The sequence below is a fragment of the Roseococcus sp. GW821-FHT12F05 genome, assembly GCF_058806835.1.
Genome location: NZ_JBXAQB010000014.1, coordinates 1 through 18,753 on the forward strand (window position 1 = coordinate 1; position 18,753 = coordinate 18,753).

Genomic DNA, 18,753 nt, shown 5'->3' on the forward strand with positions numbered 1-18,753 from the left:
ACAATGCACCCATCACAGCCTCCTCGTCAGAGACTGTGAATCACAACACCATCCGAATTAATAGGTCCTGAGCCTAGGCGCCGCCCAGCCATATTGCATTTTGAGGTACAGAGTGCATTCTCCCGCCGCGCTCCGGGAGAGACCATGCAAGCCGATATCCTCCGCGGCCTCGCCGCGCCCAAGCCGCACTGGCCCGGAGACGCGAGCTGCGTCATCTGCGTCACCGTCCACATGGACGGGCCCGCGCTGGAGGTCGGCCGTCGCCAGGTGCCGCTCGGCATCCACAGCCGGGGCCGCTACTCCATCCGCCGCGGCATCCCGCGCCACCTGGAGATCCTGGCGCGGCACGGCGTCCCCGCCACCTTCTTCATGTGCGGCTACGATGCGGAGATCGCGCCCGGCCTGATGCGCGAGGTCCACGCCGCCGGCCACGAGATCGCCGCCCATGGCTATGTCCACGAGGGCTGGGAGCTCGGCGACGAGGAGCCGGAGCTGCTGGAGCGCACGCACCGCATCCTCTCGGACTGCGTGGGCGAGGCGCCGGTCGGCTGGTGCTCGCCCTCCGGCCGCAAGAGCGCCCGCACGCTCCCGACGCTGCGGCGCCTCGGCTATATCTACGACGCCTCCGAGAAGGACGACGACGCGCCCTATCTCGCGACGCTCGATGGTGCCGTCAGCACCGAGATGGTCATCCTGCCCAACAACACCGTCTCGCTGGACGACGTGCCCGCCTATCGCGAGGGCCAGGCGCTCGCCGAGGAGGTGCTAGAGAACTGGTGCCAGGAGCTGCAGGCCATCCATGCCGGCGCGGGCTACCTGCACCTCACCTACCATCCGCGCGCCGGCTTCGGCAGCGGCGGGCCGGCGCGGGCCGCCATCGTGGATCGCTTCCTGGCCAAGGCCGCCACCCTGCCGGGCGTGCGCTTCATGACCCTGCGCGACCTCGCCACGCATTGCCTCGCGACGCCGGAGGCCTTCCGCCGATGAGCCGCACCGTCCTCCTGACCGTGAACGTCCAGGGCCTCGGGCCCGAGGCGGCGGTCGAGCCGGCTTCCGCGCTGTATGGCCGCTTCGCGCATGGCGGCTACGCCTACCACCGCGGCCTCGCACGGCTGCTCGACGCTTTCAGCGCGGCCGAGGTGAAGGCGACCTTCTTCTGGCCCTCCTTCGAGGCGCACCGCGCCCCCGCGCTGCTGGAGCGCTGCCTCGCCGAGGGCCATGAGGTCGCCGCCCATGGCCGCGCCTTCGAGGACCACATGACGCTGGATCCGGCCCGGGAGGCCGAGATCCTGGAGGAGGCACACGCCGCGCTGACCGCTCGCTGCGGCGCCCCGCTCGGTTTCCGCGCGCCCACCGGCACGTTGTCCATGGCGACGATCGGCCTGCTGCGGGGCCTCGGCTATCGCTACGACAGCAGCAACGTCGACGACGATGCGCCCTATGCGCTGGCTGCCGATGGCGGTGCCGGCATGGTCGAGCTGCCGGTCAGCGAGGGCCTCGACGACTCCACGCATTTCGGCCGCCGCCTCACCCAGTCCCGCGCCGAGGCCTTTCTCCGGGAAGAGCTCGACGCGCTGCTGCCGGTGGAAGGCTTCGCCTGCATCACCCTGCATCCGCGCGCCGACAACGGCATCGCGCGCGAGGCGCGGCTGCCCGTGCTGCTGCGCCTTATCGACCGCGTCCGCAACGTGCACGGCGCGGACTTCCGCCTCTGTCGCGAGGTCGCCGCAACAGCGCTGCGGCCGGATGGCGGTGTCACCTGGAACGGGAAGGACCGTTGATGACTGGCCTATTCGGACGCCGTGCCACGCTGGGCGGCGCCCTGGCGCTTCCTGCCCTCCGTCTGCGCGCACAATCCCTGCTGCCTGACCGTCCCATCCGCATGATCTGCCCCTGGGCGCCGGGCGGCACGACCGACACCTACCTGCGCGGCATGGCGGCGATCGCCACGCGCCATCTCGGTCAGACGTTGATCGTCGAGAACCGGCCGGGCGCCTCGGGCGCCGTCGCGCTTGCTTGGCTGAAGACGCAGCGGCCGGACGGCAATGTCATCGCCGGCGTCACCGACGCCTCCTACCGCATCGGCCTCGTGCAGCAGGTGCAGTACGATTCCAGAAACGATTTTTCGTTCCTCGCCGCCACCAGCACGCTGAACTTCGGCTGGGCCGTGCGGAAGGACAGCCCGATCCGTGACCTGCGCGACATGGTGGAGCGCGCCCGCGCCCGACCCGAGGGCATCTCCTTCGCCGGCGGCGGCACGCCGACCAACCCGCCCTTCGGCATGCGGTTGCTGGAGCACCGGACGGGCGCGAAGTTCCTCTTCGTGCCCTTCGCCGGTGGCGGGCAGATGATCAACGCGGTCATGGCCGGCGACGTGGACCTGGTCTACGACGCGCTCGGTGCGCTCGCCGGCGTGATCGACGGCGACGCCTTCCGCGCGCTCGCCGTCGCGTCGGACGAGCGCTTCCCGCGCTGGCCCAACGTGCCGACGGCGCGCGAGCAGAGCTTCGACATCGCGGTGGACCTGCCCTGCGGCTTCATCGCCCCGCGTGGCATGGCGCCGGAGCTCGTGCGGATCTTCGAGAGCGCCTTCGAGAAGGCCGTGCAGGACCCCGAGCATGCGACGCTGCTGACGCGGCTGAACCTCGGCCCCTTCTGGCGTGGCGCCGCGGCCTATGACGCCTATGTGAAGGACAGCCTCGACACCCTGCCGGCGGTCTATCGCGCCGTCGGCATGATCCCGACCTGAGGAGCGCCACATGTTCACCCGCCGCTGGCTGACACGTGCAGGTCTGGCGGCGGGTGCAACGCCGGGGTGGATCGCGGCGGCGCTGGCCCAAGGGGCAGGCGCGTCGGGCCTGCTCCGCATCGGCATGGCGGCGCCGAACACCACGCTCGACCCGCATCTGCAGAGCAACGCGCCCAACAACGCCGTCGCCAGCCACATCTTCGACGCGCTGGTGACCAACGACGCGGCCTCGCGCTCCACGCCGGGCCTCGCGGAATCCTGGCGGCTGGTCGACGACGTCCATTGGGAGTTCAGGCTGCGGGATGCGCGCTTCACCGACGGCGCGCCCTTCACGACCGAGGACGCCATCGCCTCCATCCGCCGCGCGACGGAGATCCCGAGCACCGCGTCCTTCCGCACCTACACGCGCAGCGTGAAGGCGATGTCGGCGCCCGCGTCGAACCGCCTGCTCGTGGAGACCGATGGGCCGGACCCGCAGCTGCTCAACTCGCTGAGCCGCATCCGTATGATCGCGGCAAGCCGCGCCGGCGCCGGGACCTCGGACTACAACAACGGTGCCGCCGCCACCGGCACCGGCGCCTTCCTGCTCCGCGAGAACGTGCCGGGCAGCCACATCCGCCTCGCGCGGAATGATTCCTGGTGGGGTCCCCGCCTTCCCTGGTCCGAGGTCGTGCTGCGCATGGTCACCGACGACGGCGCGCGGCTGGCGGCATTGCTCTCCGGGGATCTCGACCTCATCGAGGCCGTGCCCTCGCAGAGCGCGCCGCGCGTGCGCTCCACGCCTCGATTCCAGCTCATCCGTGGCATCTCCAGCCGCTTCGTCTATGTCGGCTTAGACCACGACAAGGAGGTCACGCCCTTCGTCGCCGGGATGGACGGAAGGCCGCTCACGAAAAATCCCTTCAAGGATCTGCGCGTGCGGCAGGCGCTGAACCTCGCGATCAATCGCCAGGCGCTGGTGGAGCGGGTGATGGAGGGCGACGCCGTCGCCGCCTCGCAGTTCCTGCCCAAGGGCCAGCCCGGCACCTCCGATCGCCTGGAGGTCCCGGCCTACGATCCCGCCCGCGCCCGCGCACTGCTCGCCGAGGCGGGCTTTCCCGGCGGCTTCCGCCTCACCCTGCACGGGCCGAACGACCGCTATGTGAACGACGCCAAGCTCGTGCAGGCCCTTGCCCAGATGTTTTCGCGCGTCGGCGTCGAGACGCGGGCCGAGGTGATGCCCTGGTCCGTCTATGCCTCGCGCGGCCCGCGCGGCGAGTTCAGCGCGCATCTCTCCGCCTGGGGCGTGAACACGGGCGAGACGTCCAACCCGCTCAAGGCCATCTGCGCCCGTTGGGACCGCGAGGCCGGCATGGGCGCCGCCAATGCCGGCCGCTACTCCAACCCCGCGCTCGACCGGCTGTTGCACGAAGCACTCCGCACCATGGACGATTCGCGCCGCAATGCCCTGCTCGCCGAGGCCAGCCGCCTCGCCTTCGAGGACGCGGCCATTCTGCCTCTGCACCACGAGGTCTCCGTCTGGGCCGCGCGGCGCGAGGTGAATTACGAGACCCGCAACGACCAGTACACCCTCGCCATGGGCGTGGGACGGAGCTGACCGCCATGACCGACGCACCCCCGGCCGAAGAAGCCAAGGCCCGCGCCCTCTATGATCTCGGTCCCACCGCGATCTTCGCCTGCAAGGCCGATCCGCGCTTCCACTACGCGCTCTACGTGCCGCCCAAGGTCGGTCAGGGCGCCAAGGTGGAGCTGCTGGTCGCCGTGCATGGCACGTCGCGCACCTCCTTCCTGGAATTCCGCGACGGCTTCTCCGAGTTCGGTCGCTGGAACGACTGCGCCATCCTCTGCCCGGTCTTCCCCGTCGGCGTGCTCGGGGACGGCGCGCGCTCGGGCTACAAGTACATGCAGGAAGGCGACATCCGCTACGACGAGGTGCTGATCTCGATGGTCGACGAGGTCGCGCAGAAATACGGGCAGGAATGGTCGCGCTTCGCCATCTTCGGCTTCTCCGGCGGCGGGCATTTCGCGCATCGCTTCGCCATCCTGCATCCGCGCAAGCTGTGGGCAGCCTGCATCGGCTCGCCCGGCTCGGTCACGCGGCTCGACCCGAGTCGGGACTGGTGGGTCGGCATCCGCGACATCAAGGCGCGCTTCGGCGTGGAGTTCGACGGCGAGGCGCTGGCGCGGATCCCCGTGCAGATGCTGGTGGGCGACGCCGATCTCGAGACCTGGGAGATCACCCACAAGCCCGGCGGCACCTATTGGATGGAAGGCGCGAACGATGCCGGCGCCACGCGGCCGGAACGGCTGAAGGCGCTCGCGGACTCCTTCCGGAAGTCAGGCGTGAACGTCCAGGTGGAGATCGTGCCCGGCGTCTCGCACGAGCGCATGAAGGTGCTCGGCCGCGTGAAGGACTTTCTCGCGAAGGTGCTGGCCGGGATGCGCGGCTGAATCAGATGCTGCCGCCCGTGCGCGCCATGTCCGGCTCGATCGCCACGCCGTAGTAGCGGTCGAGGTTGTCGCGCCAGTCGGCATCGTCCCAGCTCCGGTCCGCGTCGAAGTCCGGCGCGCCGGAGAGCTGGCCCTCGGTGATCGAGGTCACATAGCCCTCCTTGCCCGGCTCGTAGCGCAGCTGCGACCACGGCACCGGGAAGAACCTCTGCCCCAGCCCGAGAAAGCCGCCGAAAGACATCACGGCATAGGCCACCCGGCCGCTCACCTTGTTGATCATGAGGCTCTGGATCGAGCCGAGCCAGGTGCCCGTGGGATCATAGACCGCGGTGCCCTCGACCTTCTCGGAGGAGATCAGCCCCGCCGTCTCGTCGCGCTGCGCGCTGGCCTTAAGCTCGGTCGGCCCTCTGGGGATGTCGCTCATGATAGTCCTCCTGAAGGATGCGTCAGTGACTGGAATAGCCGCCGATCACCGGCAGAACCTCGCCCGTGATGAAACTAGACATCTGCGGCGAGGCGAGGAAGACGTAGGCCGGCGCCAGCTCCTCCGGTTGGGCGGGACGCTTCATCGGCGTGCCCGCGCCGAATTTCTCCGCCTTCTTAGCATCGTCGCTGGGATTCAGCGGCGTCCAGACTGGGCCGGGCGCCACCGCGTTCACGCGGATCCCGCGCGGCATCAGGCTGCCCGAGAGTGCGCGGGTGAAGGCGTGGATGCCGCCCTTCGTCATCGAGTAGTCCACGATGGAGGCGCTGCCGAACATCCCCGTCACCGAGCCCGTGTTCACGATCGCCGAGCCCGGCTTCATATGCGGCAGGCAGGCCTGCACCATGTGGAAGTAGCCGTAGAGGTTGGTCTTCAGCGTGAGGTCGAAATGCTCCTCCGTCAGATCCTCGAAGCGGCTGACATGCAGCTGGAAGGCGGCGTTGTTCACCAGCACGTCCACCCCGCCGAAATCCTTCATGACCCGGCGCACCGCCTCGTCGCACCAGGCACGGTCGGTCACGTCGCCGGCGATGGAGATACCGCGCCGGCCTTCCTTCTCGATCGCGGAATGGGTGACGTCCGCATCCTCCTGCTCCTCGCCGAGATGCAGGATGGCGACGTCGGCACCCTCCCGCGCGAAGAGCACGGCGACCGCGCGCCCGATGCCGGAATCGCCGCCGGTGATGATGGCCTTCTTCCCCTCGAGCTTGCCCGAGCCCTTCCAGTGAGGCGCGTCGTACATCGGCGCGAGGTCCTGCTCCTCCTCGATCCCGGGCTTCTCCAGAAGCTGCTTCGGAAAGGGCGGCTCCGGATAGCGCCGGGCGCCGGCCTGCATGGCGCCCTTCATCTCCTCGGGCGGCCGCGCCTTGTCGGCCTTCTGCACCTGCTGCTGGACGGCGCGCTGACGCTCGACGATGTGGGTCATGTCATTCATGGCGGACTCTCTCACTTCACCTTCGGTTCGCGGTCCCAGAAGCGCAGCGCGCGGCAGGCCTCGACGAAGCCCGGCACATCGCCGGGGCCGTTCAGCGTCACGAAGCCCTTGTCGGATTTCATGATGCCGGCGCCCTTGAAGATCGCCTTCGCGGCGGGGGCGTGCGCGATGAACTTCGCGTGGGCGTAGGCATCGCTGACGAAGTCCTTCGCCGCGGCGTTGTCCGCAAGCAGGGCGGCGCCCTCCTCCGAAGGCAGCACCGCGACCGCATCGAAGAGAACGGACGGGCCGCCGGCGACCGCCTGATGCGCCGGTATCCGCGTGCCGTCGCTGGCCACGATCCCGCCGATCTTCGGCGCGATCAGCTCCAGCACCGCGCCTTCCGCTTCCACGGCCTGCTTGAGGGCGACGAGGATGTCGGCATCCGTCCCGTCCGTGACGAGCGCACCGACCTTGCGGCCCTCGAAGCTCGGCGGCGGATTCTTCAGGATGCTGAGCGCCGGCGACGCCGCCAGTTCCACCACCGGCCGCGCCGGCTCGGAGGCCTGCGGCAACAGCATGCCGAGCCCGTCGGCGATCTTCGCCGCCAGCGCCTCGTCCACGTTGCGCAGGTTCGCGACCAGGCGCTCGCGGATCGCCGGCGTCTCGACCTTGCTCAGCTCGAAGGTGAAGGCGTCGGCGATATGGGTCTGCTCCACCGGAGTCTGGCTCAGGTAGAATTGTCGCGCCTGGCTGTAGTGATCGGCGAAGAGGGCGCCGCGCTCGCGGATCTTCGGGCCGGCATCCTCCGCAGGGAAGGTGCGAAAACCCGTCTCCGGAGACTCGCGCGGCCCGGCCTCAGGCTGACTGTGGGAGTTCGGCTCGTAGTTCACGCGGCCCTTCGGATTGCGAAAGGCCATGTGGCCGTCCTGCTGGAAATGCGCGAAGGGGCATTTCGGCGCGTTGATCGGCAGATGCGTGAAGTTCGGCCCGCCGAGCCGCTTCAGCTGCGTGTCGAGATACGAGAAGTTGCGGCCTTGCAGCAGCGGATCGTTCGTGAAGTCCACGCCCGGCACGATATTCTGCGTCATGAAGGCGACCTGCTCGGTCTCGGCGAAGAAGTTGTCCACCACGCGGTCGAGCACCAGGCGCCCGACGCGGCGGATCGGCACCAGCTCCTCGGGGATGAGCTTGGTCGCGTCCAGCACGTCGAAGTCGAAGCCGTCCGCGAAGTCCTGGTCGAAGAGCTGGAGGCCCAGCTCCCATTCGGGAAAGGCACCCATGCCGATGGCGTTCCAGAGGTCGCGCCGATGAAAGTCCGGATCGGCGCCGTTCAGCTTCACCGCCTCGTTCCACACCACGGATTGCATCCCGAGCTTCGGCTTCCAGTGAAACTTCACGAAGGTGGATTTCCCCTCCGCGTTCACCAGCCGGAAGGTGTGGACCCCGAAGCCCTCCATGAAGCGGAAGGAGCGTGGGATGGTGCGGTCGGACATGATCCACATCAGCATATGCGTGGATTCCGGCATTAGCGACACGAAGTCCCAGAAGTTGTCGTGCGCCGTCTGCGCCTGCGGAAAACCGCGGTCCGGCTCCTGCTTCGCAGCGTGGATCAGGTCGGGAAACTTCATCGCGTCCTGGATGAAAAAAACCGGGATGTTGTTGCCGACGATGTCCCAGTTGCCCTGCTGCGTGTAGAGCTTCACCGCGAAGCCGCGGACATCGCGCGCCAGGTCCGGCGAGCCCTTGTTGCCCGCGACCGTGGAGAAGCGCACGAAGGCCGGCGTCTTCTCACCGACACGCTGGAAGATGTCGGCCTTGGTGATGTCGGCCAGGGATTCATGCAGCTCGAAGAACCCGTGCGCGCCGAAGCCGCGGGCGTGAACGATGCGCTCCGGAATCCGCTCATGATCGAAGTGGAACATCTTCTCCCGGAAGTGGAAGTCCTCCAGCAGCGCCGGCCCACGTGGGCCATAGCGCAGCGTGTTCTGGTCGTCGGCGACGGGGGCGCCCTGGGAGGTGGTGAGGACGGCGACGTCGCCGCCTGCGACCTGATGGGTTTCGCCTCCCGCGCCGCGCTGGGCGGGCGGCGGCAGGGTTTCGGCCTTCGCGGCAGCGCGACGGTTCGGCATGCGACAATCTCTCCTTGGGGCGCGCCGGAAAAACGTGCTGCTGCACAGGACGTTGCGCACCGATCGCAACATCGCGCCGCGGGATGGGAAGGTTCCCGAGGCAACCCCGCCGTCACCGGGGTGTTCCCTGTGGAATCGCCCCACAAGGACGTCCGAGATGCGCATCCCCCGGGCCTTGCGTTGGCTGATCGGGATCAGCCTGCCCATTCTTCTCCTGGTCCTGCTCTTCCGCTGGGACTGGCTGATCCCGATGATGGAATCCCGCGCCTCCGCCGCACTGGGCCGCCCCGTCACCATCGCGCATCTGCACGTCCGCCTGCGGCGCGTGCCGGAGATCACGCTGACCGACCTGCACATCGCCAATCCCGAAGGATTTCCGGCCGATCCGCCCTTCGCCCTCGTGCCGCGCACGGTGATCTCCATCGAGGTCTGGCCGCTGATCCGCGAAGGCCGGCTCGTCATCCCCTCGGTCGCGCTGCACCAGCCCGCGCTCGAGCTGCTGGGCAAGGAGGACGGCGCCAACAACTACACCTTCGACGCGCTCACCGGCGGTTCCGGCAGCGGCGCGCAGATTCGCCGCGTGAGCATCGTGGAGGGGCGCTCCCATGTCGCGCTGGAGGCGCTGGAGGCCGACTTCAACCTGCAGATCGCGACGCAGGAGCCGGAGGGCCAGGACCCCACCATCACCCTCCGCGCCGAGGGCACCTATGCCGCGCAGCCTATCACCGGTGAGCTGGTCGGCGGCGCGCTGCTCGCGCTGCAGGACGCCGCGCGGCCCTGGCCCGTGCGCGTGCAGCTCGCCAACGGCCCGACGCGCGTGACGCTGGAGGGCACCGTGCAGGAGCCGCTGGCGCTGCGCGGCGCCGATCTGCGCCTCACGCTGGCGGGGCCGGACATGAAGCTGCTCATGCCGCTCACCGGCGTGCCGATTCCGACCACGCCCGCCTATCGCGTCGCGGGCCGTCTAGACTTCGAGGAGGGCCGTGCGCGCTTCCACGAGATGCAGGGCACGGTGGGCCGCACCGATCTCGGCGGCGAGATCGTCGTGGCGCCGGGCGCAGCACGTCCCGCGACGGAGGTGCCGCTCGCGCCGGCCACGCGCCCCGCCCAGCCGCAGCGCACGGCGAACCGCCAGGCACCGCAGCCGGCTCCGGAGCCGCGCCCCGCCGTCACCCAGGCTCCGCCGCCCGGACCAGCCCCCAACCGCCGCAACACGCCACAGACCACCGTTCCCGCCGACCGACGTCCGGAAAGCACGCGCCCGCGCCCGGAGGTCACCGCGAATCTCCGCTCACGCCGCGTGGACCTGGACGATCTCGCCGGCTTCATCGGCGGCGATCCGCAGCCCGGCCAGAGCAACGCGCGTCCCGGCCGCACCCTGCCGGACGCGCCCATCAGCCTGCCGCGCATCCGCGCCGCCAATATTCATCTCGTCTATGAGGGCCAGCGCATCGAGGGGCGCAGCATGCCGCTCGACAACCTCCACGTGACCATGGACATCATCGACGGCGTGATCCAGCTCCACCCGCTCCGCTTCGGCGTGGGCCAGGGGCGTATCGAGGCCCAGTCCACGCTCACCCCGCAGGAGGATGGCGGCCTGCGCACCGAAACGCAGGTGACGTTCCAGCGCCTCGACGTCTCCCGCCTGCTGGGCGTCACCGGTGTCGCGCAGGGGCAGGGCACGCTGGGCGGCCGCGCGCAGCTCAACAGCAGCGGCAAGTCGCTGGCCGAGCTTCTGGCGCGCGGCGACGGCGCGGTGACGCTGTCGATGGCGGGCGGCAACGTATCCGCCCTGCTGATCGACCTCGCGGGGCTGCGGCTCGGCAATGCGATCTTCTCCGCGCTCGGCCTGCCGGATCGGACGCGCATCGAGTGCTTCGTGGCCGATCTCGGCCTGCAGCGCGGCGTGCTGAACTCGCGCACCGTGCTGCTCGACACGGAGGACGTGCTGATCACCGGCACGGGCAACGTGAACCTGGCGCGCGAGCGGCTCGACGTGAAGCTGCACACGGATTCCAAGGGCATGACCATCGCCGCGCTGCCGACCTCCATCGACATCACCGGCAGCTTCGCCGATCCGAGCGTGGCGCCTGATATCACGGAGCTCGGCATCCGCGGCGGGCTCGCGGCGGCGCTGGGCTTCGTGGCGGTGCCGCTCGCCATCCTGCCGACGATCCAGTTCGGCATCGGCGACGATCCGCGCTGCCGCAACCTGGCCGCCCAGGCGGGCCGGACCCGGCAGCAGCGCGCACAGCCGCAGAGCCGTCGCTGAGGCGCTCGCGCCACACGGCGCACTCTTGCCGCGCCGCCATGCAACCCCCTGCCGGTCCAGGCCGTTTGCCCGAACACCACGTTCACAACAGGAGGCAAACATGGGCCGCGGCATTCTTCTCTGGCTTCTTGGCGTTCCCATCCCGATCATCATCCTGCTCGCCCTGATCTGGCGCTAAGGCCATGTCGAGCAGCACCTACGACCCGCCGCATGTCCGTTCCGGCACTGCCGTGCTGACGGACCATGCGGTCACCGAGGCTTCCGCCGTCTCCTGGGCCGCCATCATCGCGGGCGCCGTCGTCGCCTGCGCGGCCTCCCTCATCCTGATCGCGGTGGGCGCCGGCCTCGGCTTCTCGTCCATCTCGCCCTGGCATGACGAAGGCGTCTCCGCCACGACCCTCGGGCTGATGACGGTGGTCTGGCTCATCGTCGTGCAATGGGTGGCGTCAGCACTGGGCGGCTACATCGCGGGACGGCTGCGCACCCGCTGGATCTCGGTCCATCGCGACGAGGTCTTCTTCCGTGACACGGCGCACGGGCTGCTCGCCTGGGCGCTGGGCACGATCGTCACCGTCGGGCTCCTGACCTCGGCCATCACCGGCGCGGTCGGCACGGCCGGACAGGTGGCGGGCGCGGTCGGGCAGGGCGCAGCGCAGGCCGCGGCCAGCGCGGTCGGCCCCGTGTCGGAATACGACATGGACACGCTGTTCCGTGCCTCGCAGCCCGGTGCCGCCAATCCGAACGGCGAGAGCAACGAGCAGGCCGCCCAGGAGGTCACGACCATCGTCGGCAATGCGATCACCACGGGCCAGCTGCCCGCCGGCGACCGCGACTACCTGGCGCAGCTCGTGGCCGCGCGCACCAACATCTCGGTGGACGATGCACGGACGCGGGTGGACCAGGCCTTCGCCAAGGCTCGCGAGGCGGCGCAGCGCGCGCAGCAGGCGGCCGACGAGGCGCGCAAGGCTGCGGCCAAGCTCGCGCTCTTCACCGCCCTGTCCATGCTGATCGGCGCCTTCGTGGCGGCGGCCGGCGCGGCCTATGGCGGCCACCTCCGCGACGACCCGTACTGACGGGCCGAGCCCGGACGAACGACGCGCCGGCGGGCCCTCCGCCGGCGCGTTTTTTCGTGCCTGCCGCAACCGCGGGAAACCTTCGCCGTTCCCTTCGCCATTTGCGGGAGACTCCATGCCCTCCTTGGACGACCTGTTCCTGGCGCTCCTCCAGGAGATCCATTTCGCGGAGCGCCAGATCCTGAGGGCCCTGCCCCGGATGGCCCGCGCCGCGCGCAACGGCGCCCTGCGGGAGGCCTTCACCCGTCAATGCGCCAACGGCCGGGTCCAGCAGGTACGGCTCGGCGAGGTGTTTCGGCGGATCGGCCGGCCGGCGCGGGCGGAAACCTCCGAGGCGATCCTCGGCCTCCTCCAGGATTGCGAGGACCTGCTCGGCGACGTCGCCGAGCCCGGCCCCGTCCACGACGCCGGCCTGATCGCCTGCGGCCAGGCGCTGGCGCATTACGAGATGTCGCGCTACGGCACCCTCCTGGCTTGGGCCGAGGCGATGGAGCGGCCGGAGATCGCCGCGCTCCTACGCCAGACGCTGGAGGAAGAGCGGGCCGTGGACCGGGCCCTGGCCCATCTGGCCGCGCGGACCGTCAACCGCGAGGCGCGGGCGGCGGCATAGCCGCCCTGCGATTCCTGACTCGTCCGTGAATTGCAAACGAATGGCAATCGCATCTACAAGGCTGGCTTGCAACGCGGGTCCCGCATGTCCGTCCTCACCCCCGCCGATCTCGGTGCCGCGCCGCGCGGCTTCCGCGGCCGTATCCTGGGCCTCCGCCCGCCAGAATCCGGTGCCCTGGCGCCCGAGGAGCTGGAGCGGCGGCTGATCGAGCTGGGCTTCGTCGAAGGCGCCCAGGTGGAGATCCTCCACCAGGGGCTGTTCGGGGGCGACCCCATTGCGGTCCGCCTGCAATCCGCCACCATCGCGCTGCGGCGGCGCGAGGCGGCCGCCATCCTCGTCGAGCCCCTTTCATGAACGAGCTTTCCCCCGCCCAGCGCGACCTCTCGGTCGCTCTGGTGGGCAATCCGAACTGCGGCAAGACCGCCCTGTTCAACGCCCTCACCGGCAGCCACCAGCGCGCGGCGAACTATCCCGGCGTGACGGTGGAGCGGAAGGTGGGCCGGCTGGCCACCCCGGCCGGTCGCCGCGTCCGGCTGACCGACCTGCCCGGCACCTATTCGCTCCGCGCCCGCAGCCCGGACGAGGCCATCACGCGCGACATCGTGCTGGGCGACCGCGAGGGCGAGGCGCGGCCGGACCTGTTGGTCTGCGTCGCCGACGCCACCAACCTGCGGCTCGGGCTGCGGCTGGTGCTGGAGCTGAAGCGCACGGGCGTGCCGCTCCTGCTCTCGCTCAACATGATCGACATCGCCAGGCACCGCGGCATCGAGATCGACCTGGAGCGGCTCTCCGCCGAGCTCGGCATTCCCGTGGTCACCTCCGTCGCCGTGCGGCGCGGCGGCACGAATGCCCTGCTGGCCGAGATCGACCGGCTGGAGGCCCGGACGTCCGAGGCGGCCACCTCCGCCTGGATGGCGCCCGATGCCGCCGGGCTGCGCACCCTCCAGCGCGAGGCCGACCGCATCGTCGCCGCCACCGTCCGCGTGCCGGACCGCCGCGACGCGCTGACCCGGCGGCTGGATTCCGTGGTCCTCCACCCGGTGGGCGGCATGCTGATCCTGCTGGCGGTGCTGTTCCTGATGTTCCAGGCCGTCTTCGCCTGGGCCGAGCCGGCGATGGAGCTGATCGACGACGGCTTCAAGCTGCTGGGCGACGCGGTCGGCGCGACCCTGCCGACGGAGGGCGGGCTCGGCCTGCTGCGCAGCTTCCTGCAGGACGGGCTGATCGCGGGCGTGGGCAGCGTGCTGGTCTTCCTGCCGCAGATCCTGATCCTCTTCCTCTTCATCCTCCTGCTGGAGGATTTCGGCTACATGGCCCGCGCCGCCTTCCTGATGGACCGCATCATGGGCGGTGCCGGGCTGCATGGCCGCGCCTTCATCCCGCTGCTCTCCAGCTTCGCCTGCGCCATCCCCGGCATCATGGCGACGCGCGTCATCGACAACTGGCGCGACCGTCTCGCGACCATCCTGGTGGCGCCGCTGATGACCTGCTCGGCGCGCATTCCGGTCTACACGCTGATCATCGCGGCCTTCATCCCGGACGAGACCGTCTGGGGCTGGATCGGCCTCCAGGGGCTGGTGATGTTCGGCCTCTACGCCATCGGCATCGTCAGCGCGCTGGGCATGTCCTACGTCTTCCGCCGGCTGCTCTGGCGCAACGTGCCGAGCGATCCCTTCATGCTGGAGCTGCCGGACTACAAATGGCCCCGCGCCCGCGACGTCGCGATCGGCCTCTGGCAGCGGGCGCGCGCCTTCCTGCGCCGTGCCGGCACGATCATCCTGGCGATGATGATGGTGATCTGGTTCCTCTCCTCCGTGCCGCGGCCGCCCGAGGGCGCGACGGAGCCGGCCATCGAGTACAGCTTCGCCTTCGCCATCGGCCACGCGGTGGAGCCCGTGCTGCGGCCCATCGGCTTCAACTGGCAGATCGGCGTGGCGCTGATCCCCGGCATGGCGGCGCGCGAGGTGGCGGTGGCCTCGCTCGGCACGGTCTATGCGATCGAGGCGGCAGACGATGATTCGGCCGAGCTCGGGAATGCGCTGGCCGGGAAGTGGTCGCTGGCGACGGCGCTGGCCTTTCTGGCCTGGTACGTCTTCGCCCCGCAATGCGCGGCGACCCTGGCGGTGATCCGGCGCGAGACGGGCGGCCAAAGGTGGATGTGGTTCACCTTCGGCTACATGCTCGTGCTGGCCTATGCGGCGGCCTTCGTGACCTTCCAGACCGCGAGCTTTCTCGGCGCGGGATAGTCCCCGCGCTCCTCAGGCGGGGCGCACGCCCCAGGGATAGGGCATGCTGCCCTTGGCCAGCCCCGTGATGCTGCGCCTGTGCGCCGTGCGGATGAAGAACTGGCCCAGCGGAATGGTCGCCACGTCGTCCTGCGCCAGCCTGTTGATGTCGTTCGCCAGGCTTCGCTGCCGATCCGGATCCGCCGCATCGAACCAGGCCTGGACGAGCTCTTCCATGCGCGGGCTCGTGTACCAGCCGAACCAGCCGGAAGCGCCCGGCCCCTTCACCAGGGAGGACACGGCGGGGTTCAGATAGGCCAGGGAGGAGCCATAGGTGTGGAAGATGCTCCAGCCGCCCTGCTCCACCGGCTCCTTCCGGACCCGGCGCTGCACGACGGTGCCCCAGTCCGTCTCCGCCAGTTCGACGTTCATGCCGATCCGCTTCAGGCGATCCGCGGTGACCTGGCCGTGCGGCCCGATGAGCGGGAAGTCGGTCGGGTTGATGATGACCACCTTCTCGCCCTTGTAGCCCGAGGCCTGCAAGGCGGCCCGCGCACGATCCAGGCTGCGAGGCGGGCCGTTGAGCTCCGACAGATCCTCGGTACCGAGCAGCGTGCCGCAGGGGAACAGGCTGTGGCATTCGCGCCAGACCGAGCGGTCGTCGCCGAGGATGGCCTGCATATATTCCGACTGGTCCACCGCCAGCGCGACGGCCTGACGCGTCTTCAGGTCGTTGAACGGCGGCTGCAGGTGGTTCAGCCGCATGATGGACATCAGGCCGGTCGGGTTCAGGCTGTCCACGACGATGTTGCGGTTGCGCCGCAGCGCCGGGATCAGGTCGGAGAGCGGCTGCTCGAGCCAGTCCACCTCGCCGTTCTGCAAGGCCGCGGCCGCTGTCGCGGGATCGGGCAGGATGTGCCATTCGATGCGGGGAAAATGCGCGACCTTGCCGCCCGAGGCCCAGTCTGAGGGCTCCTGCCGCGGCACATAGGCCTCGTTCTTCGCATAGGCGACGCGGCTGCCGGCGACGAATTCGTCCCGCAGGAAGCGATAGGGGCCGGAGCCGACGACCTCGGCGATCTGCGTGTTGGCATCGGTGCGCGCCAGGCGCTCGGGCATGATGAAGGCGACGTTGGCGTCCGGCTTGGCCAGCGCGTCGAGCAGCAGTGGGAAGGGCCGCGTGAGGCGGATTTCCAGCGTGCGGTCGTCGGCCGCGGACCAGCGCTCCACGACGCGCGCGAGGAGCTGCCCGAAGGCGTCGCGCTTCGACCAGCGTTCCAGGCTCGCCGCGCAATCCCGCGCGCGGACGGGCTCGCCGTCGTGGAAGCGCAGCCCGTCGCGCAGCCGGATGGTCCAGACGAGTCCATCGGCGCTGACGGTGTGGCCCTCGGCCATCTGAGGGTGCGGCCGTTGCGCGGCATCCACGGCGAAGAGCGTGTCGTAGACGTGATAGCCGTGCATCTGCGTAACGATCGCGCTGGTCCAGATCGGGTCCAGCGCAGTGAGGTTCGCCTGCGGCACGAAGCGCAGGACCGATGCGCGGGCGGGCTGGGCAATGGCCGGGGCCACGGTTGTGGCCGCGCCGGCGGCGGCGCCTTGCAGAAGAGTGCGACGTTTCATGGGTGTTTCCTGCCGCCGTTCCGGCGTTCTGCGGTGAAGCCTATGGGCCTCGCCGACCGGTGGTCAATGGACTGGACCCATGGGCGTGCTTCCCCGCGCCGGTGAGATGTTCAGCCCGGCGGTCGCAGTGCCGGCGGCGACGTGAATGCGGTTCGCGACGAAGCAACTCAACCGAGGCCCCGCAATCGCCAACCGCTGCGGGGGCGTCGACGCAGGTTGAAAGAGGGATAGGCGACAGGTCCCTTCGTATCAGCGCCCCAGATAGGCCCTCGCTGCCACCACCTCCGCCCGGCCAGTGCCATCCCCCGCCACATCGAGCAACAGCGCATATTGCTGTCGCGCCTGGTCCGGGCGACCTGCCGCTTCCGCAGCCCGGGCGGCGCCGGCGATGGCGCGGAAGCGGCGCGGCTCGGTCCGCTGCACCGCCTCGAACTCGGTCAGCGCGGCGGCCGCCTGGCCGGCCTCCAGCAGCGCCTCGGCGTAGAGCTCGCGCGCCGGGGCCAGTGGGCCCGGCGTGACGACGTGCTTGTCCGTGCGGCCCTCGCGATCGGCCGCGGCGCGCAGGGCGGCGAGCCCTTCTTCCCGACGGCCCGCCATGAACTCCTGCAGGCCGGCGGCGGCCTCCCGCTGGATCGCCACCTGCTCCGACCAATAGGCGTCGCGGCCCTCCAGCGCCTGGGCGATGCGGGCGAGGGACGCGATGTCGGGCGCCGCCTCGGCCGGCCTGCCGGCGCGGGAAAGGCCGATCGCGCGGGCGAAGTGCGTCAGCGCCTCGGTGTAGAGGAAGTTCGGCTCGGGGCGCGGCTGCAGCGCGGCCGCATCGGCCCAGGCGCCGCGCTCCAGCGCGAAGCGGGCAGGGATGGCGGCCATGGCGAAGGCATAGGCGTTGCGCGTCGGGCCGTCGAAGCGCGCCGTGACGGCCCGCTGCATCGCCTCGCGCGCCGCCTCGTCGCGGCCGGTCTGAAGATGGGCGTAGACCATATAGTCATAGGCGTGCAGCGTGTCGTCGGGCTCGCGGTTGCGCAGCGCCAGCTCCGCCGCGCGGTTGTTGCTCTCGACCGAATCCTCCCAGCGGCCCACGCGCGTGTAGATGTGCGACGGCATGTGCAGCGCATGCGGCGCGTCGGCGGCGAGCGAGCCATAGCGCTCGGCGGCGCGGACGCCCCGGTTGGCCAGGGCCGGGTAGTCGTAGAGGTGGATCAGGTAGTGGACGATGCCGGGATGCTCGGGCTGAAGCACCAGCTCGCGCTCCAGCATCGCGGCGCCGCGCAGCGGGTCGGCGTAGCTGCGGTCGTTCGGCGCGGAGGCCACGCCGAGCAGCAGCGCGTAGAGGATCAGCGCCTCCTTGTCCTCCGGGAACCGCTCGTGCAGCCGGCCCATCGCATCGCGATAGGCCCCGAGCCGCGCGCGATGGCCGGGCGGGTTGTCGCCGGCGAAGACGAGCGCGAGCGCCTCGACATAGGCCGCCTCGCGCGGGCTGCGGGCACCGAGGCGCGCCGCTTCCTCCAGCAGCGCGCGGCCCTGGCGCAGGTTCTGCGGCGAGGGCGGGCTGTAGGGGTTGGTGAGCAGCGTCAGCGCCTCGCCCCAATAGGACATGGCGCAGCCGGGATCCTGCTGCCGGACCTGCCGGAAGGACTCGCTGGCGACCTGGTACCAGAAGGAGTGCTGCAGCAGCATGCCGTGGTTGAACTCGGCCTGGGCGGCGGGGCTGCAGGTCACCGGGAAGCTCACGGTGCCGAGCGTGCGGTGCGGGGCAGGTGCGCCCACCGTCTGGCCATGGGCGGGTGCGGCGACGAGGCAGGCAAGCCCCAGGCCGGTGGCGAGGGCGAGCCTCGCTAGGGTTGCGTGTCGCATGACGTGGCCTCTCCCTGCCGGAGGCGCCATGCCGGGCAACACAGGCTGCCCGCCCGGGCCTCCTCGTGAATGCCGCCGCTTTAGGGAGAAGGATTACCGGGAGTCAAGAAATCCGAAGGACGGTGTCAGCCCGCTGGACGGCGGCACGCGCTTCCATGGCCTCGCGCAGCTCACGCGTCACCGCTGCGAGCCGGGCCATGGTGGTCGCCCGGCGGCGCTCGAAATACTGGAGCGCGGCCGCCGGCGGTCCGGCGAAGGCAAACCATGAGGTGTAGAGCTTCATCCTCGCCTCCCGAGCTGCAGGTCGGGAGGTAATTTCCCTCAAAGGGCGAGACGGATGGTGTCGGGAACTGTGAGATTTTGTAGAGCG

Annotated in this window: 16 protein-coding genes; 10 read left to right on the forward strand and 6 right to left on the reverse strand. The window is 70.1% G+C overall.

What is annotated here, in order from left to right:
- Positions 1-144: 144 nt before the first annotated feature.
- From AC1ROY_RS25790 to AC1ROY_RS25810, 5 genes are read left to right on the forward strand one after another with little or no spacing between them, the layout of a single operon-like run.
- On the forward strand, positions 145-987 hold the full coding sequence (locus AC1ROY_RS25790; RefSeq protein ID WP_493151784.1) for a polysaccharide deacetylase family protein: 843 nt from the start codon (positions 145-147) through the stop codon (positions 985-987).
- On the forward strand, positions 984-1,781 hold the full coding sequence (locus AC1ROY_RS25795; RefSeq protein ID WP_493151785.1) for a polysaccharide deacetylase family protein: 798 nt from the start codon (positions 984-986) through the stop codon (positions 1,779-1,781). The genes AC1ROY_RS25790 and AC1ROY_RS25795 overlap by 4 nt, the downstream gene beginning before the upstream one ends.
- Positions 1,781-2,749 carry a tripartite tricarboxylate transporter substrate binding protein gene (locus AC1ROY_RS25800; RefSeq protein WP_493151786.1) on the forward strand — a complete coding sequence of 323 codons (969 nt, stop codon included), beginning with the start codon at positions 1,781-1,783 and terminating at the stop codon, positions 2,747-2,749. The genes AC1ROY_RS25795 and AC1ROY_RS25800 overlap by 1 nt, the downstream gene beginning before the upstream one ends.
- A gap of 10 nt (positions 2,750-2,759) precedes the next feature.
- Entirely contained in the window at positions 2,760-4,346 is a 1,587-nt protein-coding gene (locus AC1ROY_RS25805) for an ABC transporter substrate-binding protein (RefSeq protein WP_493151787.1), read from the forward strand.
- Between the two features lie 5 nt (positions 4,347-4,351).
- Positions 4,352-5,200, forward strand: a complete 849-nt coding sequence (locus AC1ROY_RS25810) for an alpha/beta hydrolase (protein WP_493151788.1) — start codon at positions 4,352-4,354, stop codon at positions 5,198-5,200.
- 1 nt (position 5,201) lies between these two features.
- On the opposite strand, the gene AC1ROY_RS25815 is transcribed toward AC1ROY_RS25810, so the two are convergent.
- Genes AC1ROY_RS25815 through katE form a run of 3 tightly spaced genes read right to left on the reverse strand, consistent with a single transcriptional unit; the run spans position 5,202 to position 8,729 of the window.
- The gene (locus AC1ROY_RS25815) at positions 5,202-5,624 is read right to left on the reverse strand and encodes a PRC-barrel domain-containing protein (RefSeq protein WP_493151789.1); all 423 of its coding nucleotides are present in this window, start codon (positions 5,622-5,624) and stop codon (positions 5,202-5,204) included.
- A 22-nt stretch (positions 5,625-5,646) separates the two neighbouring features.
- Positions 5,647-6,618, reverse strand: a complete 972-nt coding sequence (locus AC1ROY_RS25820; protein ID WP_493151790.1) for an SDR family oxidoreductase — start codon at positions 6,616-6,618, stop codon at positions 5,647-5,649.
- Positions 6,619-6,629: 11 nt separating this feature from the next.
- Positions 6,630-8,729, reverse strand: coding sequence for a catalase (katE, locus tag AC1ROY_RS25825; protein WP_493151791.1), 2,100 nt, complete (start codon positions 8,727-8,729; stop codon positions 6,630-6,632).
- 157 nt (positions 8,730-8,886) lie between these two features.
- Between katE and AC1ROY_RS25830 the strand changes: the two genes are divergently transcribed.
- The 5 genes from AC1ROY_RS25830 to feoB all read left to right on the forward strand — a co-directional run bounded on the left by AC1ROY_RS25830 (position 8,887) and on the right by feoB (position 14,930).
- Positions 8,887-11,001, forward strand: coding sequence for an AsmA family protein (locus AC1ROY_RS25830; protein WP_493151792.1), 2,115 nt, complete (start codon positions 8,887-8,889; stop codon positions 10,999-11,001).
- A gap of 182 nt (positions 11,002-11,183) precedes the next feature.
- A complete protein-coding gene (locus AC1ROY_RS25835) occupies positions 11,184-12,074 on the forward strand; it encodes a hypothetical protein (protein WP_493151793.1) in 891 nt (296 codons plus the stop codon).
- Positions 12,075-12,189: 115 nt separating this feature from the next.
- A complete protein-coding gene (locus AC1ROY_RS25840) occupies positions 12,190-12,684 on the forward strand; it encodes a YciE/YciF ferroxidase family protein (RefSeq protein ID WP_493151794.1) in 495 nt (164 codons plus the stop codon).
- A gap of 84 nt (positions 12,685-12,768) precedes the next feature.
- Positions 12,769-13,038: a FeoA family protein gene (locus AC1ROY_RS25845; RefSeq protein ID WP_493151795.1), complete on the forward strand. Its 270-nt coding sequence runs from the start codon at positions 12,769-12,771 to the stop codon at positions 13,036-13,038.
- Entirely contained in the window at positions 13,035-14,930 is a 1,896-nt protein-coding gene (gene feoB, locus AC1ROY_RS25850; RefSeq protein ID WP_493151796.1) for a ferrous iron transport protein B, read from the forward strand. The genes AC1ROY_RS25845 and feoB overlap by 4 nt, the downstream gene beginning before the upstream one ends.
- Positions 14,931-14,942: 12 nt before the next feature.
- On the opposite strand, the gene AC1ROY_RS25855 is transcribed toward feoB, so the two are convergent.
- From AC1ROY_RS25855 to AC1ROY_RS25865, 3 genes are all read right to left on the reverse strand, one after another.
- On the reverse strand, positions 14,943-16,529 hold the full coding sequence (locus AC1ROY_RS25855; RefSeq protein WP_493151797.1) for an ABC transporter substrate-binding protein: 1,587 nt from the start codon (positions 16,527-16,529) through the stop codon (positions 14,943-14,945).
- 249 nt (positions 16,530-16,778) lie between these two features.
- Complete coding sequence (locus AC1ROY_RS25860; RefSeq protein WP_493151798.1) at positions 16,779-18,383, reverse strand: tetratricopeptide repeat protein; 1,605 nt, start codon at positions 18,381-18,383, stop codon at positions 16,779-16,781.
- Positions 18,384-18,486: 103 nt separating this feature from the next.
- Positions 18,487-18,666: a hypothetical protein gene (locus AC1ROY_RS25865; RefSeq protein ID WP_493151799.1), complete on the reverse strand. Its 180-nt coding sequence runs from the start codon at positions 18,664-18,666 to the stop codon at positions 18,487-18,489.
- Between the last annotated feature and the right edge of the window lie 87 nt (positions 18,667-18,753).